The organism is Pigmentiphaga litoralis (genome assembly GCF_013408655.1).
Classification (GTDB): domain Bacteria; phylum Pseudomonadota; class Gammaproteobacteria; order Burkholderiales; family Burkholderiaceae_B; genus Pigmentiphaga; species Pigmentiphaga litoralis_A.
Genome location: NZ_JACCBP010000001.1, coordinates 2,972,120 through 2,995,759, shown reverse-complemented (window position 1 = coordinate 2,995,759; position 23,640 = coordinate 2,972,120). Strand labels below are relative to the sequence as shown.

At 65.9% G+C, this 23,640-nt stretch carries 19 protein-coding genes; 14 read left to right on the top strand and 5 right to left on the bottom strand.

Going from position 1 to position 23,640, the window contains the following annotated elements; translation table 11 throughout:
* Nucleotides 1-483, bottom strand: coding sequence for a MaoC family dehydratase (locus HD883_RS13480; protein ID WP_179584628.1), 483 nt, complete (start codon nt 481-483; stop codon nt 1-3).
* A gap of 94 nt (nt 484-577) precedes the next feature.
* Between HD883_RS13480 and HD883_RS13475 the strand changes: the two genes are divergently transcribed.
* Entirely contained in the window at nt 578-1,843 is a 1,266-nt protein-coding gene (locus HD883_RS13475) for a glycerate kinase type-2 family protein (RefSeq protein ID WP_179584630.1), read from the top strand.
* 226 nt (nt 1,844-2,069) lie between these two features.
* Here HD883_RS13475 and HD883_RS13470 read toward each other — a convergent pair whose 3' ends face one another.
* Nucleotides 2,070-3,314 (bottom strand): M20 aminoacylase family protein, encoded by a 1,245-nt coding sequence (locus tag HD883_RS13470; protein WP_179584633.1) that lies wholly within the window; start codon nt 3,312-3,314, stop codon nt 2,070-2,072.
* A gap of 302 nt (nt 3,315-3,616) precedes the next feature.
* On the opposite strand from HD883_RS13470, the gene HD883_RS13465 reads away from it, so the two are divergent.
* The 3 genes from HD883_RS13465 (at nt 3,617) to HD883_RS13455 (ending at nt 8,129) form a co-directional block, all read left to right on the top strand.
* The gene (locus HD883_RS13465) at nt 3,617-4,846 is read left to right on the top strand and encodes an aminopeptidase (protein WP_179584635.1); all 1,230 of its coding nucleotides are present in this window, start codon (nt 3,617-3,619) and stop codon (nt 4,844-4,846) included.
* A 119-nt stretch (nt 4,847-4,965) separates the two neighbouring features.
* Nucleotides 4,966-6,660, top strand: a complete 1,695-nt coding sequence (locus tag HD883_RS13460; protein WP_179584637.1) for a long-chain-fatty-acid--CoA ligase — start codon at nt 4,966-4,968, stop codon at nt 6,658-6,660.
* Between the two features lie 104 nt (nt 6,661-6,764).
* Nucleotides 6,765-8,129, top strand: a complete 1,365-nt coding sequence (locus HD883_RS13455) for a phospholipase A (protein WP_257022172.1) — start codon at nt 6,765-6,767, stop codon at nt 8,127-8,129.
* Between the two features lie 132 nt (nt 8,130-8,261).
* On the opposite strand, the gene HD883_RS13450 is transcribed toward HD883_RS13455, so the two are convergent.
* Nucleotides 8,262-9,128: an inositol monophosphatase family protein gene (locus HD883_RS13450; RefSeq protein ID WP_179584639.1), complete on the bottom strand. Its 867-nt coding sequence runs from the start codon at nt 9,126-9,128 to the stop codon at nt 8,262-8,264.
* 87 nt (nt 9,129-9,215) lie between these two features.
* Here HD883_RS13450 and mnmC point away from each other — a divergent pair, with 87 nt between their 5' ends.
* From mnmC to HD883_RS13425, 5 genes are all read left to right on the top strand, one after another.
* Nucleotides 9,216-11,240 carry an FAD-dependent 5-carboxymethylaminomethyl-2-thiouridine(34) oxidoreductase MnmC gene (gene mnmC, locus HD883_RS13445; protein ID WP_179584641.1) on the top strand — a complete coding sequence of 675 codons (2,025 nt, stop codon included), beginning with the start codon at nt 9,216-9,218 and terminating at the stop codon, nt 11,238-11,240.
* Between the two features lie 268 nt (nt 11,241-11,508).
* Complete coding sequence (locus HD883_RS13440) at nt 11,509-13,743, top strand: glycoside hydrolase family 31 protein (protein ID WP_179584643.1); 2,235 nt, start codon at nt 11,509-11,511, stop codon at nt 13,741-13,743.
* A gap of 182 nt (nt 13,744-13,925) precedes the next feature.
* Entirely contained in the window at nt 13,926-15,554 is a 1,629-nt protein-coding gene (locus HD883_RS13435) for an FGGY family carbohydrate kinase (protein WP_179584645.1), read from the top strand.
* Nucleotides 15,555-15,651: 97 nt separating this feature from the next.
* Nucleotides 15,652-17,613, top strand: a complete 1,962-nt coding sequence (locus HD883_RS13430) for a phosphatase PAP2 family protein (protein ID WP_257022171.1) — start codon at nt 15,652-15,654, stop codon at nt 17,611-17,613.
* Nucleotides 17,614-17,737: 124 nt separating this feature from the next.
* A complete protein-coding gene (locus HD883_RS13425) occupies nt 17,738-18,376 on the top strand; it encodes a YitT family protein (RefSeq protein ID WP_179584647.1) in 639 nt (212 codons plus the stop codon).
* Nucleotides 18,377-18,379: 3 nt separating this feature from the next.
* Here the strand turns inward: HD883_RS13425 and HD883_RS13420 are convergent, their stop codons facing one another.
* Nucleotides 18,380-19,186, bottom strand: coding sequence for a copper resistance protein NlpE N-terminal domain-containing protein (locus HD883_RS13420; protein ID WP_179584649.1), 807 nt, complete (start codon nt 19,184-19,186; stop codon nt 18,380-18,382).
* Nucleotides 19,187-19,216: 30 nt separating this feature from the next.
* On the bottom strand, nt 19,217-20,332 hold the full coding sequence (locus tag HD883_RS13415; protein ID WP_179584651.1) for an NAD(P)/FAD-dependent oxidoreductase: 1,116 nt from the start codon (nt 20,330-20,332) through the stop codon (nt 19,217-19,219).
* Between the two features lie 211 nt (nt 20,333-20,543).
* Between HD883_RS13415 and HD883_RS13410 the strand changes: the two genes are divergently transcribed.
* The 5 genes from HD883_RS13410 to coaE all read left to right on the top strand — a co-directional run bounded on the left by HD883_RS13410 (nt 20,544) and on the right by coaE (nt 23,605).
* Entirely contained in the window at nt 20,544-20,870 is a 327-nt protein-coding gene (locus HD883_RS13410; protein WP_179584653.1) for a FitA-like ribbon-helix-helix domain-containing protein, read from the top strand.
* Nucleotides 20,870-21,247 carry a type II toxin-antitoxin system VapC family toxin gene (locus HD883_RS13405; protein WP_179582096.1) on the top strand — a complete coding sequence of 126 codons (378 nt, stop codon included), beginning with the start codon at nt 20,870-20,872 and terminating at the stop codon, nt 21,245-21,247. The genes HD883_RS13410 and HD883_RS13405 overlap by 1 nt, the downstream gene beginning before the upstream one ends.
* Before the next feature lie 160 nt (nt 21,248-21,407).
* Complete coding sequence (gene sugE, locus HD883_RS13400) at nt 21,408-21,725, top strand: quaternary ammonium compound efflux SMR transporter SugE (protein WP_179584655.1); 318 nt, start codon at nt 21,408-21,410, stop codon at nt 21,723-21,725.
* A gap of 153 nt (nt 21,726-21,878) precedes the next feature.
* Nucleotides 21,879-22,784, top strand: a complete 906-nt coding sequence (locus tag HD883_RS13395; RefSeq protein WP_179584657.1) for a prepilin peptidase — start codon at nt 21,879-21,881, stop codon at nt 22,782-22,784.
* A gap of 161 nt (nt 22,785-22,945) precedes the next feature.
* Nucleotides 22,946-23,605, top strand: coding sequence for a dephospho-CoA kinase (gene coaE / locus HD883_RS13390; RefSeq protein WP_179584659.1), 660 nt, complete (start codon nt 22,946-22,948; stop codon nt 23,603-23,605).
* The last annotated feature ends 35 nt before the right edge of the window (nt 23,606-23,640 follow it).

Sequence of the window (23,640 nt, the reverse complement as noted above, 5' to 3'; positions counted from 1 at the left end):
TCAGGTCCGCGCCGGATCACACCCATATCGGGAAATGAACTCGGCCAGGCAGGCCGGCTTGCCTGCACCATCGGTTTCGATGGTGATTGCCCACACCGCTTGCGCGCCGCGCTGGGTGGGGGTCTCGGGCAGCATGTCGAAAGAGGTGAGGGTAAAGCGCGCGCGCAGACGGCTGTTGACCGGCACGGGCGATGCGAACCGGACGCGGTTGAGCCCGTAATTGACGCCAGTCACCACGTCGGCAATGTGCATGGCGCTGGCAGCAAACAGCGGGATCAGGGACAGCGTCAGGAAGCCGTGCGCCACCGGCACGCCGAAGGGGCCGCCGGCCGCGCGGTCGGGGTCGACATGGATCCAGGCATGGTCGCCGGTGGCATCGGCAAACCGGTCGATCCGCGACTGGTCGATCACGAGCCAATCGCTGATGGCGACCTCGGTTCCGACGTGGTCGATCAGTTCGTTCAGTGTGTCAAAATGCCGCATGCCGGTGCCTCCTCCAACCCGCCATGTTAGCCGACAGATGACTACAAAACGGCGCTAACGCTGGCGTTTACAACACCAAGACGTCATTTTCGCCATGCAAACGCTCCTGCTCGAATCGTTCCAGGCCGCTGTGGCCGCCGCCGATCCCCTGTGTGTCATTGCCGCGCATCTGCCTTCGCCGCCCAAGGGCCGGACGGTGGTGGTCGGGGCAGGCAAAGCCGCCGCCAGCATGGCGCGCGCCGTGGAAAATGCGTGGCCGGCCGACGCCCCCCTGTCGGGGGTGGTGGTGACGCGGTATCGCCACGGCCTGCCGCTGTCGCGGATCCGTTGCCTGGAAGCGGCGCATCCGGTGCCCGACTCCGCTGGCGAAGATGCCTCTCGTGAAATTCTGGCCCTGGCGCGCGAACTGGGGCCCGATGACCTCATGATCGCCCTGGTGTCGGGCGGCGGGTCCAGCCTGCTGTCCTTGCCGGTGCCGGGTGTGTCGATGGACGACCTGAAAGCCGTCACCCAGGCCCTGCTGCGCAGCGGGGCGCCGATTGAATCCATGAATGTGGTGCGCAAGCACCTGTCCCAGGTGCAGGGCGGCCGCCTGGTGGCTGCCACGCGTGCACCCGTGCTGGGCCTGATCATTTCGGACGTGGCGGGGGACGATCCTTCGGCGATCGCGTCGGGGCCGACCGTGGCCGACCCCAGTACCTATGCCGATGCCCTGGCCATCCTGGCGCGGTACGAAGTGGACACGCCGGAATCCGTGGCCGCCTGGCTGCAGGCCGGCGCGGCAGGCGAGCATACCGAAACGCCCAAGGCCGATGATCCCCTGTTCCAGCGGGTCGACAATCGCATGATCGCCACCGCGCAGCAAAGCCTGCAGGCCGGCGCCGCCGTGTTCGAACGGGCCGGCATCCGCACCGTGGTGCTGGGCGATACCGTGACGGGCGAAGCCCGCGAAGTCGCCAAGGTCTATGCGGCCCTGGTCCGGCAGATCGTGCGCTTCCAGCAGCCCTTCACGGCGCCGGTAGCCTTGATCTCGGGCGGGGAGTGCACCGTGACGGTCAAGGGCAGCGGGCGGGGCGGCCGCTGCACGGAATTCCTGCTGTCGCTGGCGGCCGAACTGGGCGATCAGCCCGGCATCGCGGCGCTGGCGGCCGATACCGATGGCATCGACGGCAGTGAGGACAACGCTGGCGCCTGGTTCGACAGCGCTCACCTGACGGCCGCCGCGGCGCGCGGCGTCACGCCGCAATCCTGGCTGGATACGAATGATGCGTGGGGATATTTTGACGCGCTCGGAACGCTGGTCATGACCGGCCCGACGCTGACGAACGTGAACGACTATCGGGTGATTCTGCTGACCTGAGCGTGACCATGGCCTGACACAGGGCCTGATCCGGGCCGATGCGCCGGCTTTCACCGCAACCACATGCCGGACCGCAGTCTTGCGCCGCGGTCCGCGTCGGGCCAGCTAAGCGGCCGACTCAGCGGCCTACTCAGCGCCCAGCTCAGCGGCCGACTAAGCGGCCAGTGCAGCGGCCAGCTAAGCGGCCAGTTCAGCGGCCAGTTCAGCGGCCTACTCAGCGGCCTACTCAGCGGCCAGCTTCCACGGTCTCGGCCGTCTCGGCCACTGCCCCGGCATGCGCACTGAACCACTGGTGCACCAGGTTCACCCAGTACGTCGCCCCCAGCGGCAGCAGGTCATCATTGAAGTCATAGCTGCCGTTGTGCAGGGTGCACGGACCCAGCCCATGGCCGGCGTCGCGATGGTCGCCTTCGCCATTGCCGATGAACACATAGCAGCCCGGCTTTTCCTGCAGCATGAACGCAAAGTCTTCGGCGCCCATGGTCGGTTCGCACTCGGCGTTGACCTTGTCCGGCCCCACCAGCGCCGCCAGCACCTTGGCGGCAAACGCCGTTTCCTTGGGGTGGTTGATCAGCGGTGGATAGTTGCGATCGAACACCATGTCCACGGTCGCCCCAAATGCCTCGGCCGTGTGCGTGGCGATCGCCCGCATGCGCGCCTCGATCATGTCCAGTACGTCCATCGAGAAGGTGCGCACCGTTCCGCGCAGCACGGCATCGTTCGGCACGATGTTGGTTGCGCTGCCCGAATGGATCTGCGTGATGCTGATCACGGCCGCGTCGATCGGCTTCTTGTTGCGCGTCATGATGGTCTGCAGCGACTGCGCGATCTGCACCGCCACCATGATCGGATCGACCCCCAGATGTGGCAGCGCGGCGTGCGCGCCCTTGCCGTTCACGGTGATCTCGAATTCGTTGCTGGACGCCATCATCGGGCCGGGCGTAACCGCGAACTGGCCGACCGGAATGCCGGGCCAGTTGTGCATGCCGAACACGGCGTCCATCGGAAAGCGGGTAAACAGGCCATCGTCCATCATGCAACGCGCGCCGCCGCCGCCTTCTTCGGCCGGTTGGAAGATCAGGTAGACCGTGCCGGCAAAGTCGCGATTGGCCGCCAGGTGACGGGCCGCGCCCAGCAGCATGGCGGTATGGCCGTCGTGCCCGCAGGCGTGCATTTTTCCTTCGTGGCGGCTGGCGTGGTCGAAGGTATTGCGCTCCTGCATCGGCAGGGCGTCCATGTCGGCGCGCAGGCCGATCGCGCCACCGTTGCCGCTACGGGTCCCCTTGACGATGCCGACCACGCCCGTGGTGGCCAGGCCCCGTTCAACCGGAATGCCCCAGGCTTCGAGCTGCCGGGCAACGACGTCGGCAGTGCGGACTTCTTCGAACGACAGTTCGGGATGCGCGTGGATGTCGCGGCGGATGGCTTTCAGTTCTTGCTGAAATTGGATGATGGGTTCGAGCAGATTCATGGCGGGCCTCCAGGCGCGTGCAGCGGCGGGGAAGGGCAGTGCCAGCCTGACCGGCCGGTGTGCCCAGGTCCACACGGTGCACGAACTTCCATTATGGCCAATGTGCCCGCGGAATGCGACCCGGCCAAAAGCGGGGCCTGGCGTGCCGCTGGGGCCGAGTCAGCGCCTGAGCCAGCGCCTGAGTCAGTGTCTGAGCCAGCGCCTGAGTCAGCGCCTGAGCCAGCGCCTGCCTGGGCGGGTGGGCGAGCCGCCGCGGCGCCTCTGCTACGCTAGGCGCTCCCGACTTTTCAGGATCCGATCCGATGCCCGCTTGCGTGCGCCGCCTGCCGACCGCTGCCCGCCTGCTGACCGCCGCGCACCTGCCCGGCGCTGCGGGCCTGTCCCCTGCGGCTCGCCTGCTGTCTATGGCTGTCGCGACCCTGGCCCTGGCCGGGTGCGCGCAGGTCGGCTCGCAGGTTGTCTCGCAGGTCGGCTATTACGCCCAGTCCGTCGGCGGCCATTCGGCCCTGCTGCAGGCCGCCCGTCCGGTGGACGCGGTGCTGGCCGATCCGGCCACGCCGCCCGACTTGCGCAGCCGGCTGGAACAAGCCGTGGCGGCGCGCCGCTTCGCGAGCCAGTCGCTGGGCCTGCCCGACAACGACAGCTACACCCGCTATGCCGACGTCAAACGGCCGTTCGTGGTGTGGAACGTATTTGCCACGCCCGAATTGTCGTTGCGGATGAAAACGTCCTGCTTCCCGGTGGTCGGCTGCCTGGACTATCGCGGCTACTACAGCGAGACGGCCGCGCGCGCCACGGCGCAGGACCTGAAGGCCGGCGGCTGGGAAGTCACGGTCGGCGGCGTGCCGGCCTATTCGACGCTGGGCTGGTACGACGATCCGCTCGTCAATACCTTCATCCGGTATCCGGCGGGTGAGGTGGCCCGGCTGATCTTCCACGAGCTGGCGCACCAGACGGTCTACGCCCGCAACGACACCATGTTCAACGAATCCTTCGCCACCACGGTGGAAGAGATCGGCGTCGAGCGGTGGCTGCAGCAACCCGACAACGCACCGATCCGCGACCAGTACACGGCGTTTGCCACGCGCAAGCGGCAGTTCATTGCCTTGCTGCTGGAAACCCGCCGTGAGCTGGAAAAAGCCTATGGTGAAGACACCCCCGACGCCAAACGCGCCAAGGCGCCGACCCGCCCCGATCCGGTCGGCCTGTCGGACGCCCAGGTTGCCGAGCGCCGCGCCGCCAAGGCCGCCATCCTGGCGGAATTGCGCGTGCGGTATGACGCCCTGAAGCGCGACGCATGGCAGGGATTCAACGGCTACGACGGCTGGTTCGCGGGCGAGATCAACAATGCCCGCTTTGCCTCGGTCGCCACCTACCATCAGTGGGTACCGGCTTTCCGCGTGCTGTACGCCCGCTGCGCCTCATGCCAGCAAGGCAGCCTGGCGCCGTTCTTTGCCGAGGTCAAGGCGCTGGCGGACCTGCCATCGGCCGACCGGCGACGCGCCTTGACCGCCCTGGCGGCCGGCGGGTGAGGGCACCCCCCACTGTGCCCGGAAACGCCCTGGGCTATCATCGAAACGATGAGCAGCGCCCATGCTGCGCCCCAGTGCCGATGTCCCGACAACAACGATAAGCGGAGGAGTCCTTTTTCATGGATAAACCCTGGCTCGCGCAATATCCCCCCGGCATTCCTGCCGAGATCGACCCGACCCGGTACGCCTCGCTGGCGCATCTGCTGGAGGAGTCCTTCACCAAGTTCGCCGAGCGCAAGGCCTTCGTCTGCATGGACAAGGTGCTGACCTACGCGCAGGTGGATCGCCTGTCGCGGCAACTGGGCGCCTGGCTGCAGTCGCGGGGCCTGGCGCGCGGCGCCCGGGTCGCGCTGATGATGCCCAATGTGCTGCAGTACCCGGTGGCGATCGCCGCCGTGCTGCGCGCCGGTTACACGGTCGTCAACGTCAACCCGCTGTACACCGCGCCCGAACTCGAACACCAGCTGAAAGACAGCGGCGCCGAAGCCATCGTCATCCTGGAAAATTTCGCGTGCACGCTGCAGAAGGTGATTGCGCGCACCCACATCAAGCACGTCGTGGTCGCGTCCATGGGCGATCTGCTCGGACCCTTCAAGGGACTGATCGTCAACCTGGTCGTCCGGCACATCAAGAAGCTGGTGCCGGCCTGGCAGATCGACAGGCATGTCTCGTTCAAGCGCGCCTTGTCGGAAGGCGCGCGCCTGCGGCTCAAACCCGTCACCATCACCCCCGACGACGTGGCCTTCCTGCAGTACACGGGGGGCACGACCGGCGTGGCCAAGGGCGCAACGCTGCTGCACCGGAACGTGGTCGCCAACGTGTTGCAGTGCGATGCCTGGCTGCTCAATGACGAGATCCGCAACGCACCCGGCACCCGGGGCTCGCAACAGGTGTTTGTGTGCGCGCTGCCGCTGTATCACATCTTCGGACTGACGGCCTGCGGCCTGCTGGGCATGCGCGCCGGGGGTCTGTGCCTGATGATCCCGAATCCGCGCGACATTCCCGGCCTGATCAAGGAGCTGCGCAAGCAGCCCTTCACGCTGTTCCCGGCGGTCAATACGCTGTTCAACGCCCTGGCCAACAACCCCGACTTTGCCAGCCTGGACTTTTCGGCCCTGCGGGTGAGCGTGGGCGGTGGCATGGCCGTGCAAAAGGCGGTGGCCGAACGCTGGCTGAAGGCGACCGGCACGCCGATCTGCGAAGGCTATGGCCTGTCCGAAACGTCGCCGGTGGCCTTCTGCAACCCGGTCACGGTGCGCGAGTACACCGGCACGATCGGGGTGCCGCTGCCGTCCACCGAAGTGCTGATGCTGGACGACGCCGGCGAGCCGGTGCCGATCGGCAGCCAGGGCGAAATCGCGCTGCGCGGTCCGCAGGTCATGCCGGGCTACTGGAACATGCCCGACGAAACCGCCAAGGCCATGACGCCCGACGGCTTTTTCAAGACCGGTGATATTGGCGTGATGGACGAGCGCGGCTACGTGCGCATCGTCGACCGCAAGAAAGACATGATTCTGGTGTCGGGCTTCAACGTCTATCCGAACGAGGTCGAAGCCGTCGTCGTGCAGCATCCGGGCGTGCTCGAATGCGCGGCAGTGGGCGTGCCCGATGAGCATTCCGGCGAGGTGGTCAAGATATTCGTGGTCCGCAAGGACCCGGCGCTGACCGAAACCGACCTGCTGGCCTTCTGCAAGGAACATCTGACCGGCTATAAGCGGCCCCGGAAAGTGGAGTTCCGCGATGAGTTGCCCAAAACCAACGTCGGCAAAATCCTTCGACGGGAATTGCGTGATTCAGACAAAAAAACGTCTTGAAATAGCTAAGCCCGGCAGGTTTTTCTTTCGGCACTAGAATAGCTGGCGCTCCCACGAGGAGCGCTTATTGTTTTGGCAGCAGTTTGAGCAGAATCGAGGACATCATGGTGCGCAGGGGTTTCAGGTTGAACAAGCGGCTTGCCGCGGGCGGTCGGACCGTACCGATGGCGGCGGCAGCGGCCGTGGCGGCGCTGGCGCTGGGCGCCCCGTTGGCGGCGGACGCGGCGGTCACCTTCCGCCTGGATCGCCTTCAGGCGGGCCCTGGCGAGACCGTCAAGGTCGAAGCCATGCTGTTCAACGACGGCAATGGCACCCTGAGCTATGTCGCACCGCGTGAACTGGTGCTGCAGTGGCGTAACGCCGAAGGCGGCGTGATCCGCTCGCGCGCCCGGCTGGAACGTGACGTGGCCGCCATCGAACTGCCGGTGGGGCGCTTTTCCCGCGTGACCTGGACGGCCACCGTGCCGCAACAGGTCAAGGGCCTGCAGGCCGTGAACATCGAAGGCGAACCGGTGCTGCTGGCGCTTGACGCGACTACCGCCGAACGCGGCACCATCGCGTCCACCCCGGCGGTCGGCCCGATCATCGACGCCGACAAGCAGGCGCTGGACGGCAAGACCGTGGCCGTGGTGCCCGATTCCGGCGTGCTGAGCGGCGTGTCCGCGGCCAGCGGCGGCGTGGCGGGCAACGCCACGGTGGGCCCGGCTCCGGCCGACGCGGTCGCCAATTCCAGCTTCGAAAGCTCGACGCTGGACCGATTCCGCAGCGCGCTGTCGTCCAACGAACCGGTGTATTTCAGCCTGGGCGGCCGCGGCGACCTGAACGCCAAATTCCAGATCAGCCTGAAGTACCGCTTCTTCCAGCCCACCAGCACCCAAAGCACCGGCTTCAAGGACAACCTGTATTTCGGCTACACGCAAACGTCGATCTGGGACCTGGGCGAAGAATCTGCACCGTTCCGCGACAGCAGCTACCGCCCCAGCTTCTTCTGGTTGTCGGACCGCATCTGGGAATCCGAAAGCCGCCGCTTCTCGATGGGCTTTGACGGCGGTTTCGAACACGAATCCAACGGCAAGGAAGGCACGCTGTCCCGGGCGGTGAACACGCTGTACGCCCGTCCGGCCCTGCGCTATCGCCTGGAAAACGGCAGCACACTGAGCTTCGCGCCCAAGGTGCGGACCTTCCTGACGCGCGAAGGCAACCCCGACATTACCGATTACCGCGGCCATACCGACTACCAGATCCGCTGGGCGATGGATGATGGCCCGATGGTGTCGAGCGTGATTCGCCGGGGCGATGGCCGGGGGTCGCTGCAGTTCGACGTGGCCTACCCGCTGCGCGGCGAATACCTGGGCAACCTCAACGGCTTCCTGCACCTGCAGTACTTCAACGGGTACGGCGAGACGCTGCTGGACTACAACCGCGCGTCGGGGTCGCAGTTCCGCGTGGGCTTGATGATCGTTCGGTGATGCGGCGGTGATTCCGCCGTGATCGTTATAAAAGAGCCGGCATTGCCGGCTCTTTTTACGTCGGGTGGCCGTGCCTGGCCGGCGCCGCGTCGATCTGCCGCGAAGGACCCGCGAGGCACGGATCCGCAGCCATCATTTGGGCAGGTGCGGCTGGATCATGGTCATCAATGCCGGCGCCACGGTGTTGTTCCCCGACACGACATTGCCATCGATCGGCCACGGGTGCTTGCCCATCGCATCAAAACACTGGCCGCCGGCTTCGCGCACCAGCAGCGTGCCGGCCGCCACATCCCACGGCTTCAACCGCAATTCCCAGAAGCCGTCGAAACGCCCGCACGCTACCCATGCCAGGTCGAGCGCGGCCGCGCCGTTGCGCCGCACGCCCTGGGTCTGGTGGATGGCGTCGTTCAGCATCGGCATGTAGTGCTCGCTGAACGACATGTCGCTGTAGGGAAAGCCGGTGCCCAGCACCGCGTCATTGAACGACGCCGTCCGCGACACGTGGATGCGGTGGCTGTTCAGCCAGGCGCCCACGCCATGGACGGCCGTGAACATCTCTTCGCGTACCGGGTCGTACACCACGGCAACGACCGGACCGCTTTCTGTCATGGGCGTACCGAAGCACACCGCGCAGCCGGGCTGGGCGACCAGGGCGATCGATACGGCGTAATGCGGAATCGAGTGGATGAAGTTGGTCGTGCCGTCCAGCGGGTCGATATACCAGCTGGCCACGCCCGATGGCGTGCCGCCGGTTTCCTCGGCGACGATGCCGAACTGCGGCGTGCGGGCCTTTAGCACGTCGATGATGGCCGCCTCGGCCTCCCGGTCGGCCTGCGACACCAGGTCGTTGCGCGCCTTGGTGTCGACCACCAGTTCGGCGCGTTTGTGGGCGTAGGCCTGGAGCACCGCCGCGCCGGCATGGGCGGCCGTGACCGCGGCGTCAAGCGCGGCAAAAAGATCCAGGGCAGGGGACTTGGCGGGGGCGGTAGGTGTGCTCATGGTTCGAGTTTACGTCCGGCCGGACTAGGGCGTAAGGGGCACAACGTGAAGGCTTTGTGACGGGGGCCCACCCTCTGCAGCGGTATCATGGCGCCCGTGTACACCCCCTTGATTCCTTCCCAGCCTGCCTTCGCGTCCGCCAACGTGCCGTTCAGCGAACGGTACCGCGACGTCTATCACGCGGTTCAAGGCCCCATCGCCCAGGCCGACTACGTGTTCCTGCAAGGCAACGGCCTGCCCGAACGCTGGCGTGGCCGCGAGCGTTTCACCGTGTGCGAGACCGGTTTTGGCCTGGGCTTCAATTTCCTGGCGCTCTGGCAGGCCTGGCGGGCGGATCAGGACCGGCCGGCGCGGCTGCACGTGGTGTCGGTGGAAGCGCACCCGTTTTCGCGCGAGCACATGGCGGCGCTGCTAGCGGGCAAGCTGGAAGGCGACCTGCGGGTCATGGCGGACACCTTGATTGCGCAATGGCCGCCCTTGCTGCCCGGGCTGCATCGGATCGACCTTGAAGGCGGCGCGCTCACGTTGACGCTGGCTTTTGGCTACGCGCTGGACGTGGTGCCGCAACTGACGGCGCATGTCGACGCCTTTTTCCTGGACGGGTTTTCGCCCGACCGCAATCCCGACATGTGGTCGCCGCCGCTGATAAAGGCGCTGGCGAGGCTGGCCGCGCCCGGCGCGACGGCGGCGACCTGGTCGAGCGCCGGAGACGTGCGCCGCGCCCTGGCCGAGGCCGGGTTCACGGTGCGCAAGCATCCCGGCTTTGGCTACAAACGGGTGATGACGGTGGCGACCTACGCCCCGCGTTATGTCCCGCGGCATGCATCGACGCCGCCGCCGGTGTTCAGGGAACGGCACGCGGTGGTGGTGGGGGCCGGGATAGCGGGCGCCAATGTGGCGCATGCGCTGGCGTTGCGCGGGTGGCGGGTGACGGTGGTCGCGCCAGAGGCGGGGGGTGGGGCAACGCCTGCGGGCGCGGACTGTTCGGATTCGGCCGAAGCGGATTCGGCCAATGCGGCCAATGCGGCCAATGCGGCCTCAGCCGATGAAGTCGTCAATGTCGGCCACCTTGCTGCCGCGCTGACGCCTCTGGTCGCGCGTGACGACAATGCCCGCGCGCGGCTGACACGCGCCGGGGCCTTGCGGGCGTTGGCGCGGTGGGCGCCCTGGATCGACGGCGATGTCGTGGCTCGTACCGGCACCCTGCAACTGGCCAAGTCTGCGGGCAAGGAAGCGGACCTGCAGGCCACTGTGGATGCCCTGGGCTTTCCGTCCGACTGGGTGCGGGCGGTAACTGCTCAAGAAGCGTCCAGTATCGCTGGCACGTCGATTCCCCGAGGTGGCCTGTATTTCCCGGACGGCCTGCGTGTTCGGCCGCAGGCGTTGTGCGAGCGGCTGCTGGCGCACCCGGGCATCACCCGCGTCACGGCGCGGGTGGAATCGTTACGTCAACTAGACATCAGGCCGGAAGCTGGCACTCAGTCCGCAGACGCTCCGCCACCTGCCGGCTCCCAGGTATGGCAAGCCCTGGACGCCAACGGCGCCGTGCTCGCCGTAGCGGAAAGCATCATCATTGCCAACAGCACCGGCGCGCCGCAACTTCTGCACCGGGCTTCCTCCGCGCCGCGGCCTCCGGCCCGCTTCTACGACCAGCTCGCCGTCGCCGGCCAGATCACCACCTTGCCGGCAAAAAACAGCGAGTGGGGCCCGCCACCCCGGTGCATCGTGGCCGGCGAAGGCTATGTTTTGCCTCCGGTAGACGACCAATGTGTAACAGGCAGTACCTACGTCTATGACGTTGCCACCGCCCGCGCCACTCTGGAAGGCACCGACGCCAACTTGGCGCGAGCAACCCATCTGCTGCCCTCCATCGCCCCTGTCACACGTGACCTGAAAGGGCTGGGCGGGTGGGCCGGATGGCGTGCCGTGATACCTGGACGCCTGCCTGTCGTAGGCGAATGGCCCGGTGCACCGGGCGTTTGGCTCGCCACGGGCTATGCTTCGCGCGGGCTGACGTGGTCGGCCTTGGCGGGCGACGTTATCGCTGCCGCACTGGACGGCGAACCGCTCATGCTGGAGCGGGAATTGCTTCATTTGATCGGATGGCGCTGAAATCCGACTGAATCATGGGAAAATAGCGGCTGGATCTCGCGCAAACGGTGCGATTGCGGTGTTTTTTACCGTGGCGCATAGTGTGGCGGGACGCGTGGGCGGGGCGCAGGGTGTCACAAGAGGTTTATTTGACACTCCGAATCCGTCAAAATAGAGGTTTTGGCAAAAATGAATGTCGGCGTGCGTCCTGTCCGGATCGATCCGGACGTTGAAGCGACTGCGCGCGGGTGCTCGTGAGCCAAGCTGCCGAAAGCGATCGAGGGAACCTGTGCCACTTCAATTCGACTCCTCCCGCTACCAGCGTCTGGAATCCCTTTCTCTTCAAACGTCCAACCCGGTCGCCTTTTCGTTTACCACCGACGGGGGCCAGGCGCTTCTGATCGAAGCGCATGCGCCGGGGGTATTCCGCGTGTGCATAGGCGGGCCTGCGGCCACCGGCCAGCCCGGCACGGGCATGGCCACGCGCGCGGCCGCGCTGCACGACCTGCTGGCGCGCGCCGAAGCCATTGGCGAAGGCACGCTTGAAGAAGTCACGGTCGATGGCCGCCCCGGATTCAAGATCCTGCAGGGCGAGCACGCGCTCGAAATCGCGACGCAGCCGCTGCGCTTCACGCTCTATCGCAAAGACGTGCCGGTGCTGGTGTCATCGCCCGATCCGGCGCTGACCACGCTGGGCATGCAGGCGGCTGATGGCGATCGCCCGGGCGCCTTCGCCCTGGCCTTCACGCTGGACCCGCACGAGGCCTTGTACGGCCTGGGCGAGAGCACCGTCGCGCTGGACCGCCGCTGTGAAACCGTGGTGACCGACGATCCGGTCGCGCGCGCCTTGCCACTGTGCTGGAGCCCGCGCGGCTGGGGTGTCTACGTCAACACCGTGGAACGCGTGGTGCACCACCTGGGCACGGACGAACTCAGCCCCGACAACTACGTGCTGGCGATCGAAGATGGCCAACTCGACCTGTTCCTGTTCGTCGGCGAACCGGTTGAAATCCTCAACCAGTACACGCAGATCACTGGCCGCGCCGGCCAGCCCACGCTGTGGAGCATGGGCACCTGGTTGCACCAGGCCAAAGGCGCCAGCCCGGCCGACGTGGCCGAAGTCGCCGCGCAGATGCGTGCGCGGGGCATCGGCTTCGACGCCGTGTCGCTCGATACGCCCGCCGGCTGGGAAATCAAGGCCAAGCTGGCGTTCGAATGGGACGCCACCCGCTTTCCGGATCCGCGCCAGGCGCTGGCCGCGTTCAAGGCGGTCGATGCTCGCGTGTGCGCGCCCGGCTTCCCAGGCGTCACCACGCAAAGCCCCATGTTTGCCGAACTGGAAGACAAGGGCTGGCTGCTGACCAACGACAACGGCAACGCCCAGGTGTTTGCCGGCGTCCCGGCCACCAACGGCCTCGAATTCGGCCTGCTGGACCTGACGCACAAAGACGTCTGGACCTTCTGGCGCGACAAGCACCGCGCCATCCTGGACGAAGGCGTGGACGCAATTGCGTGCGATGTCGAAATCGACATCCCCGACGACGTCACCGCCCGCAATGGCGACACCGGCGCGCGCCTGCGCACCGTGTACCCCATGCTGGCCAAACGATGTCTGTTCGAGGCGGCGTCCTGGAACAAGACGCCGGCCGAAGGCGTGGTCTGGAGCCATGACGTCTTCCCGACCGGCCAGCGCGTGCCGCTGCAGGCCTCCACCGACGTCCCGAATACCTGGGAAGGCCTGGCCGAATCGATCCGCGCGGCGCTGACCGTCGGCATGAGCGGCCTGCCGTCCCATGCGCATGACATCGGCTCGCAAGACCACCCGATCGACACCATGACGCCCGAGCTGTACCTGCGCTGGCTCGCGGCCGGCGTGTTCAGCTCGCACTTCCGCTTTCACGGCACGCCGGGCCTGCTGCCCTGGGCCTTCGGCGACGAGGTACTGCAACAGGCCCAGACCTGGATGCAGTTCCGCTATCGCCTGATCCCCTACGTGCTGGGCGCGATCGAAGACGCGGCGCGTACCGGCCTGCCGGTGCAGCGGTCAATGGCGCTGGCCTTCCCGGACGATACCGAAGCGCATTACCACGAGCTGCAATACCTGCTCGGCCCGGCCCTGCTGGTCGTGCCGGCCGTGCAGCCCGGCAAGGAAATGCGCGTCTACCTGCCCAAGGGCGACGCGTGGTGGGACCTGAACACCGGCTGGCGCTACGAAGGCGGCACGACCTGGACCTTCGAATGTGACACGGACCGCCTGCCTGTCTTTGGTCGCGAAGGCCACATGCTGTGCCTGGGCCCGACGGCGCACCACACCGGCGAATTCAATTCGGCCCGGATTCTGGATGAAGTGTGGCTGTTCGGCATGCCGGTCCATAACCCGGTCGTCATGCGCAACAAGATCCGTGTCATGCAAATGCAGGGATCCAGCTACGCCAAGGGTCTGGAAGGCTTGAAGATCCTGCCGTCCGAAGGCCTGGAAGTGAAGCGCCGCGGAGCGGAAGTCCGGATTTCGCGGGCACGTTGACACCTTGCAGTACTAAACGGGTATCCGGTTGATCATCGGATACTTGGAAATGCCGCGGTCCTTCGCTAAGGGACCGCGGCATTTTTTATGCGCGCGCTTGTCCATCCGTAACCCGGCGCGCCAACGTGCGTGCAGGCCGGTAAGATCGCCAGAACCATAAGGCGACACCACGGGGAGACGGCATGCGCTACATACTGGCATTCGACCAGGGCACCACCAGTTCACGCGCCATCGTGTTCGACCATTCCGGCGCCATCCGCGGACTGGGACAACAAGAGTTCACCCAGCACTATCCGCAGCCCGGCTGGGTCGAACACGACGCCACCGAAATCTGGACCAGTCAGTTGGCCGTCGCCCGCCGCGCCATGCGCAACGCCGGCGTTGCCGCCGCCGACATCGCCGCCATCGGCATCACCAACCAACGCGAAACCACGGTGCTGTGGGACCGCGCCACCGGCGACCCGGTTGGCCGCGCCATCGTCTGGCAAGACCGCCGCACCGCCGCCGCCTGCGACGCCCTGCGCGAGGCCGGCCACGGCGACTTCATCCAGGCACGCACAGGGCTGGTCGTCGACGCCTACTTCTCCGCCACCAAACTGGCCTGGCTGCTCGACAACATCCCCGGCGCCCGCGACCGCGCCGAACGCGGCGAGCTCGCCTTCGGCACCGTGGACAGCTGGCTGGTCTGGAACCTGACCGGCGGCGCCGTCCACAGCACCGACTACGGCAACGCGGCCCGCACCATGCTGTTCGATCTGCACACGCGCGACTGGTGCGACGCGTTGTTGGATCTGTTGCGGATTCCAAAGTCCCTGTTGCCCTCGATCGCACCCAGCAGCGGGGTGGTGGGCAATACGCTGCCCGAATTGCTGGGCGGCGCCGTGCCCATCGCAGGCGTCGCCGGCGACCAGCACGCCGCCACGTTCGGCCAGGCATGCCTGACACCCGGCATGGCCAAGAACACCTATGGCACCGGCTGCTTCATGTTGATGAACGTGGGCAAGGAACCGGTTGTCTCCCACAACAATCTGCTGTCGACCGTGGGGTGGGCGTTTCCGGCGGAAGTGGTGTCCGCAGCATCCGTCGGCGGACCCGCAGTTGCCAGTGCTGCTGACAGCGTGGCACCAAATCCGGCTGTTCCCGCGCCTGCGATCACATCAGGCGCATCGGCCGGGCTTGCGAAGGCATTCGCAGTCGACATCGACTTCATGCTCGAAGGCAGCATCTTCATGGCCGGCGCCACCGTGCAATGGCTGCGCGACGGCCTCGGCATCATCGACACCTCCCCCGAAGTCGAAGCCCTGGCCACCAGCGTCCCCGACACCGGCGACGTCTTTCTGGTGCCCGCCTTCACCGGCCTCGGCGCCCCCTACTGGGACCCCTACGCCCGCGGCGCCATCGTCGGCATGACCCGCGGCACCACCAAAGCCCACATCGCCCGCGCCGCCGTCGAAGCCATCGCCTTCCAGACCGCCGAGCTCCTCGACGCCATGCAGAAAGACAGCGGCATCGACCTGCAGGAACTGCGCGTCGACGGCGGCGCGTCCCACAACAACCTGCTGATGCAATTCCAGGCCGACCTGCTGGGGGTGGATGTCGTGCGCCCCCGCGTGACCGAAACCACCGCGCTAGGCGCGGCCTACCTAGCCGGGTTGGCCGTCGGCTTCTGGTCCAACAAGGAAGAAGTGCAAGCCAACTGGCGCGCCGAACGAAGGTTCAAACCTGCCATGGCGGAAGAGGTCAGAGCCAAAAAAATGGCGCGGTGGCGTCAGGCGGTGGCGCATGCGCGGGGGTGGGCTGCGCCCGAGTAGCCGTCCCCGTTTCATCCCCACGTAACACTCCGCCCCTAAGCTGTGCCGCTTCTTTCAATGCACAGCCCCGGCTCACGCCGTGGTGGAGTTCTTTTACATGACCTGGATGCCCGTTCGCGCCGGCACGTATGCCGTGACCGCGCTTGTACTCGTTTCGTCGCTCGCCGCTTGCGGGGGCGATGACGACACCGCGCCGGTGGCCGTTGCCCCGCAAACCCCATCCGCGCCTGCCGGCCTGGGATCGGTCGACACCGCTCCCGTGCCCGACGCCGCCACCGTCATCCCGTTCATCGACACCATCGCCACCAACGAACGCGGCGACGCGCGTTATGCGACGCTGCAGACCAATGCCGGTGTGCGGGTGCTGGGCGGCATGCTCGACGTGTGGAAGCCGTCGACGCTGCTGGTGGATGCCGGCCAGTCCGCCCCGGCCAACGGCAACTTCCCGGCCGTGACGCCGTCGACGTGGACCGGCATTCCTGGTGACGCGACCGATGGCACGGTGCTCAACAAATCCGTGCACGACGCCAACATCCAGACCGTCGTGGATATGACCAAGGCGCGCACGGCTGACCAGGCCACCCTGGCCTATCTGGACGACCGCCGCGGCAAGGCCTATAGCGTCACGGACGCGTTGGGACCGCTGGCAGACGCATGGCGCAAGGCCGCGCAGCAGGTCACCACCGTCAACGGCGTGCCTGCCGATGCCACGACCGTGAAGTACGAAGACGAAGGCAACAACCGGGGCGTGGGGGGCACGGCCAACCCGACGTTCGGTCTGGTGGTGGACTTGATCGGCAACATGGGTGCCAGTGCGTCGACCGAGCCGGCCAAGCGGTTCTACAAGTACGCACGTCCTTATCGCTGGAGCACGAACGTCGTGGTGCTGCCGTCACTGGTCCCCGCCAAGAGCGCGACCCCGGGCACCGATGGCGGCTTCCCAAGTGGCCACACAGCCGAGGCCGGTCGCAATACGCTGGCAATGGCCTATGTCCTGCCGGAACGCTTCGAAGAACTTGCCGCGCGCGGTGTCGAGATGGGCGAAAGCCGCATCCTGGCCGGCATGCATTCGCCGCTGGACGTGATCGGTGGCCGCATCCAGGCCATCGCTGCCGTTGCTGCCAACCTGGCGGCGATTCCGCCAGCCACGCGTCAGGCTGCCGTCGCCCAGGCCCGCACTGCCATGATGGCCGCGACCAACACGACGACGTTGACCGACCTGTACGCCGCCGCCCACGCAGGCACACCGGCCACGGACCGCTTTGCCGACTACTCGGTCAACAAGGCCAATAACCTGCGCCGTCACACCTACAACTTCGCGCAGATCGGCGACAAGACCAAGCCCGCGGTGGTGCCCAAGGGCGCTGAAATCCTGCTGGAAACGCGTCTGCCGTACCTGACCGCCGACCAGCGCCGCGTCGTGCTCAAGACCACCGCCTTGCCGTCGGGCTACCCGGTCATGGACGATGCCGAAGGATGGGGTCGCCTGAACATCTTCGCCGCGGGCGGTGCGTACGGCGCCTTCAACGGCGACGTCAGCGTGACCATGGACGCCACCCTGGGCGGCTTCCACGCGCGCGACAACTGGCGCAACGACATTGCTGGCGCGGGCAAGCTGACCAAGCTTGGCTCCGGCGCGCTGCGCTTGAGCGGCGCCAACACCTACAGCGGCGGCACCGAGGTCAAGGCGGGCACGCTGGAAGCCGGATCGGTCACGGCCTTTGGCAAGGGTGATGTGTATGTGTCCGGCGGCGCGGTGGTGGCCGACACGACAGCAGCCGTTGCGATGGCCGGCAATTACACGCAACTGGCTGCAGGCGGCCTGCAACTGCGCCTGGGTTCGGCCACCAGCAGCCGCCTGTCGGTGGCCAAGCTGGCGACCCTGGGTGGCACGTTGACCGTCACGTTCGCGAACGGCTACCGCCCCGCGATCGGCAGCACACTGACGTTGATCACGGCGGGAAGCCTGACCGGTACCTTCTCTACCGTGACGGTAAACGGCTATCGTGTCACGCCGATCTACACGTCAACGGGCATGCAGATCCGCATTGATGCGTGAGTAGATAGTTGCTCACGGCAACGAGGTGGGGGGCGAAGCCAGAGGTGCACTACCGCGGGTCCGTACGATTCTTGCTTTATCCTACGAACCGCTCCATCACCCCCTGACTCGTCGATCCATCCTCGTGCCCCCCACTTCTGACTCCCCCTCGTCGACCAAAGCCGCCGACCTCCACCGCCACCGCACCTTTGAAGACGCGGTGGCCCTGGTCGTCGGTACCCTGCTCATCTCGCTGGGCGTCACCTTCTACGTCAGCGCGGGTCTGCTCACCGGCGGCATTTCGGGACTGGCCTTCCTGGTCACCTACCTGACCGGCTTCACGTTCGGCCAAGCCTTCTTCGTCCTGAACCTGCCGTTCTATTGGTTGGCGTTACGGCGCATGGGATGGCGCTTTACGATCAAGACCTTCATCGCCGTCGCGCTGCTGTCGGTGCTGACAGATCTGCGCCCGCACTTCCTGACCCTGGAAGCGGTGCACCCCGCCTACGCCAGCGTCATCGCAGGCGCCTTGCTCGGCACGGGTTTCCTGATCCTGTTCCGCCACAAGGCCAGCCTGGGCGGCGTCGGCATCCTGGCCTTGTATCTGCAGGATCGGTATGGCTGGTCAGTTGGCAAGACGCAGATGTCGATCGATTGTGTGATCGTGCTGCTGGCCTTGCTCACATTGGATCCGGTCAAGGTCGGCTGGTCGGTGCTGAGTGCAGTCGTGCTCAACCTGATCCTGACCTTCAATCACAAGCCGGGACGTTATGTCGGCTCGTGAAGCTCAATTCTCGCAAGGGCTATTGAGCGTCCCGCGCGACAGGTTCTGCACTTCCACCTGCTCGACCGGCGGCTGACCGGTCGACACGATACGGCCATCCACCCACATCAGCACCGACGTACCCGGCGCCACACGCAGCTTGCTGTACGCATCCGCCAAGGCCTGTCCCTGACCGGTCGATGCCACCGGATAGGTCTTGCCCGTGCCGCACAACGCGATCGTCGTCTTGCCTTCGGTGGATGTCACGCGCCCGCGCATGGCGAACGGCTCGGTAATCAGGTCCGAATCAAACTGCTGCGTCAGCGAATAGTTCAGCGCCGACCGGGCCGGCTCGCCATCCTGATCGACCAGCTTCAACGCGCTGTTCTGGGTCACTTCGTACGTTGCCGTATCGTTGCGATCGCCCATCACGCGGATCTGGCGCAGATTGTCGAGCGACCGCTCCCATCGTCCGGTGCTGATAAACGTCTGGTCCTTGCCATCGCGCGTGCCGAAGTACGTGCGGCGCATGCGCCACGTCCAGTCCGGCAGCAGCGTCAAGGTCACGCGCTGACCCGTGCAATCCGCGCAAGGGATCACGCCGCGATAGGTTTGAGCCTCGCGAATCGGATTCGACTGGCTCATACGCTGCGCGGTGGCCAGCACATCACCCGGTGGGGGCGGCACGGCAGCCTGGGCTTCCGCGGTCTGGGGAATCTTGCTGTCAGGCAGGGTAATGGCGCAACCGGCCAACGTGGCCGCCACGGCGAGGGCGCCAAGCGCCAGTGGCAGGCGTGAAAGGAAAGACGAAGAAGGGGTGGGGTGAGGCATTAGGTGCTCCGGCGCATGCATAGACGAAGTCTACCTTGTGTTGTCCCGGGCCATCCCGGCAACGTGGTCGGCAATCGCCATGCACGACGTCAACCCCGGCGACTCGATCCCGAACAGGTGAATGATCCCCGGCACACCATGTTCCGCCGGACCCGTGATCATGAAATCCACCGCCGGTTCGCCCGGCGCCTGGATCTTCGGGCGAATCCCGGAATACGCCGGCTGCAAGGCGCCGTCCTTCAGCGCCGGCCAATACGTCCGGATCGCCGCATAGAAGCTGTCAGCACGCTGCGGATCCACTTCGTAGTCCAGCGTGTCCACCCACTCCACGTCCGGGCCGAAGCGGGCCTGATACCCCATGTCGATCGTCAGGTGCACGCCCAACCCGGCCGCTTCCGGCACCGGATAGATCAGCCGCGAAAACGGCGCCCGGCCCGAAATCGAAAAGTAATTGCCCTTGGCATAGTGCGACGGCGGAATGAGTTCCGGCGGGAACCCATCGATGGCTTTCGCCAGCGCCTGCGCGTGCAGGCTTGCGCTGTTGACGACCAGCCTGGCCACCAAGCTCATCGGTTCGTCGCCGCCCGTCTCCAGCAGAATGCCGTCGTCCGTCACCTTGCCGCCCACCACCGGGCTGCCAAACACGACCATCGCACCCGCATTCTCGGCATCGCCCTGCAGCGACAACATCAATGCATGCGTATCGACAATGCCCGAACTGGGGCTGTGCAGCGCCGCCGCGCAGGTCAGCTCCGGCTCCATCGCCATGGCTTCCTCGCCCGTCAGCATCCGCAGATCGGTCATGCCATTGGTCGTGCCGGTGCGCTGCAGCTGTTCCAGCTTCGGGATCTGGTCCGTATGCGCCGCCACGACCAGCTTGCCGCACCGTTCGTGGCCGATGCCGCGCTCGGCGCAGTAGGCATAGAGCATGCGGTTGCCTTCCACGCAGAATCTGGCCTTGAGGGATCCGGGCGGGTAATACAGCCCGCCGTGGATCACTTCGCTATTGCGCGCGCTGACCCCCGTGCCAATGCCGCGTTCCGATTCCAGGACGAGGACTTCCCGGCCGGACAATGCCAACGCCCGAGCGACTGCCAAGCCGACAACGCCGGCACCAATTACGACTACGTCTACGTGTTCTGCCACTGTCTTGTTCCTTCTGCGCCGTTCCGCAGGCTTCCGATGGGAGAAGTATTACATCCCCGGGCGCGCTGTGGCTTCTACGGATGGAGAAAGGGGGGCGGCGGGCCGCATCATTGGCGGTGGCGGTGAGAGGATACCCAGACCGAAACAGCTCCATGGAACGCTGCAATGCCTGGGTATTCGAACCAACCGGAACGCATTCTGGAGAACGACAATGCCGTTGCTGAAAATCAGGAATCTGCCAGATCCGCTGTACCGCGCGTTGCGGACGCGCGCTTTGGCCCACGGACGAAGTATCGACGCGGAAGTACGAGCCATATTGGAGCGCACGGTCGGCGCCGACAAAGCCTTGCCGACGCTCAGGAACATCCACGAAACAGAGCCGGTCGCCCTCCCATGGACATGCATGTCGGAAATGTCGCGTGCGGCGGGCCTGACCAACGAGGACTTCGAGGTACTCGACAACGTGCGGGCAATGATTCGCGCGGAACAGGCGGACCAGTATCTATCGTCATTGACACCAACGTCGCGTCCGAGGTGATGAAGCCGAATCCTGACGCCCGCGTCAAAGCCTGGATGCAGAGGCAGGCGCCCAGTACGCTGTATCTCACTTGCGTCTCTGTTGCCGAGATCAAATTCGGGGTCGGCATCTTGCCAGAGGGCAAACGCAAGCGGGAGCTGACTGCAATCTTTGAAGCGTTGATGCGGCTGTATGTTGGCCGAGTACTTAGCTTCGATCTCAAGGCTGCCAGCCAGTACGCCAAGGTCAGCGTAGCTGCCCGAGCGGTTGGTAAAACATTGCCTACTGCCGACGGCTACATCGCGGCAATGGCTTTCGCCAAGGGGTATGCGGTAGCAAGCCGCGACGAGGGGCCATTTCTCGCAGCAGGGCTGGAGGTCATCAATCCGTGGAATTGATCGCTTCGGCTGCTTAAAATTATGCCCACGGCGTCACCGCGCCGTAGGCTTGCCGTCGTCACCCCCATTGTTATAATTGAGATTCATCCAGAGGCCACGTCCTCCCCACTCTCGTGGGTCATCAAGTCCGGGACGGCCCGGCCCTTTCAGGAGGGTCGTCATGCCCTGGATTTATCTGGTGATTGCAGGTCTGCTCGAGGTCGTCTGGGCCTTTTCCATGAAGCAGTCCGACGGCTTCACCCGTCTCTACCCCTCGCTTATTACCCTGGTCACCATGATCGCCAGCTTCGGCTTGCTGTCGTTCGCCATGCGTTCGTTGCCGCTTGGCACGGCGTACATGATCTGGACGGGGATCGGTGCGGTGGGGGCGTTCCTGGTGGGCATCATGGTGCTTGGCGAGCATGTCAGTGCCACGCGGTTGGCGGCGGCCGGTTTGATCGTGGCCGGAATCGTGTTGATGAAGCTGGCGACGCCGTAAGCGGGCGTACGCCAAGCCCACGGCGATTCGCGGCGAACCATAGTGCTAATCACGCTTCGACCCAGGACACTTCTGTCCTGATCGTCCCCTCGGCGGACGCCTGCGCGGTTACTCTCTCGCTGTGCCGGTTGCCGGCGTCTTGTCGATGAGTCCATGGAATTCCTGCAATTGCTGTCCGCGTCCCCCGGCGTCGCCTTGGCCTTGGCGGCTGTGCTTGGCTTGATCATCGGCAGCTTCCTCAATGTCGTGATCGCCCGGTTGCCGGTGATGATGCAGCGGGAGTGGGAAGCGCAATGCCGGGAGTTGATTGCCAGCAGCGGCGAAGGACAGGATCGCGCTGCAATCGAAGCCGCACTCAGTGGCGAGGTGCACGCCGAGCCGATTCGCTTCAATCTGTCGAATCCGCCATCCCACTGCCCCACCTGCAAGCAGCCCATCGCCTGGTATCGCAATATCCCCGTCGTGAGTTGGCTGCTGCTTCGAGGCAAGTGCTCCAACTGCGGCACGGCGATCTCGTGGCGCTATCCGGTGGTCGAACTGCTGACGGCCGCGTTGTTCGCCGCCTGCGTGGCGATGCTCGGCGTGACCGGGGCGGCGCTGGCGGGGATGGCTTTCTGCGCGGCGTGCGTGGCGCTGGCCTTTATCGATGCAGACACGTCCTTCCTTCCCGACGACATCACGCTGCCCTTGTTATGGGGCGGGCTGCTGGTGAACCTGTTCGCGCTCTTCGTGCCGATTTCCGAAGCGGTCGTCGGCGCCATGGCTGGCTATCTGGCCTTATGGCTGGTGTACTGGGCGTTCAAGCTGCTCACCGGCAAGGAAGGGATGGGCTACGGCGACTTCAAGTTGCTGGCGGCGATCGGCGCCTGGATGGGGTGGCAGGCGTTGCCGGTGGTGATCCTGGCGTCGTCCATCGCCGGCGTGCTCATCGGCGGCGGGATGATCCTGTCGGGCCGGGCGGCGCGGGGGCAGGCGTTGCCGTTCGGGCCGTATCTGGCGGTGGCAGGGGTGGCGGTGCTGCTGTCCAACGGGGCGTGGCGCGGACTCATGGGCTGGTGACGGGACCGACTTGGCAGCAAGCTTGCCGCCAGCCCCCACCAGGCCCGACCAGGCCCCTTGTCCGCGTAACCCGCAAGGCAGCCATTCCAAAGCCCCGTTTGACGCCACGCGCCGCTTGCCCCTACAAAGAGGGCTGAACCTTCAAGCCGAAAGCCGCGCGCATGACGTCTCCCGCTTCCACCCCCACGCCCCTGAAGATCGGCCTGACCGGCGGCATCGGCTCGGGCAAGACGCGGGTGGCCGACCTGCTGGCAGAGCACGGTGCCGCCATCATCGACACCGATCTGATCGCCCATCAGCTGACCGCCCCTGGCGGCGCCGCGATCGAACCGCTCCGGCAGGCCTTCGGCGATGCCATGATCGACGCCAGTGGCGCGCTCGACCGGGCCAAAATGCGAGAGTTAGTATTCACTAACCCATCCGCGAAGACACAACTCGAAACGCTATTGCACCCGATGATCGGTCACAGTGTGAACGCCGAAGCCGACCGCGTGCAGGGCCTGTATCAGGTCTTTGTTGTGCCGCTGCTGGTGGAAAACGGCCGTTGGCGTCACCGGGTCGACCGGATCTGCGTCGTGGATTGCGACGAGGCCACCCAAGTGCGTCGGGTCCAGGCGCGCAGCGGTCTCGACCCTGCGCTAATCGATCGCATCATGGCAGCGCAGGCGACGCGCGCGGCGCGGCTGGCCGTTGCCGACGACGTCATCCTCAACGATGGCGCGACGGACCCCGAGCAGCTCGTACAGCGCACGCTGGCCCAGCATCAACGCTGGCTGACCATGGCGCACGCACCGCGCTCGATCGCGGAAGCACCGAACTAGCGCGCGCCCGGCGGCCACGGCATCATCCTCGATCC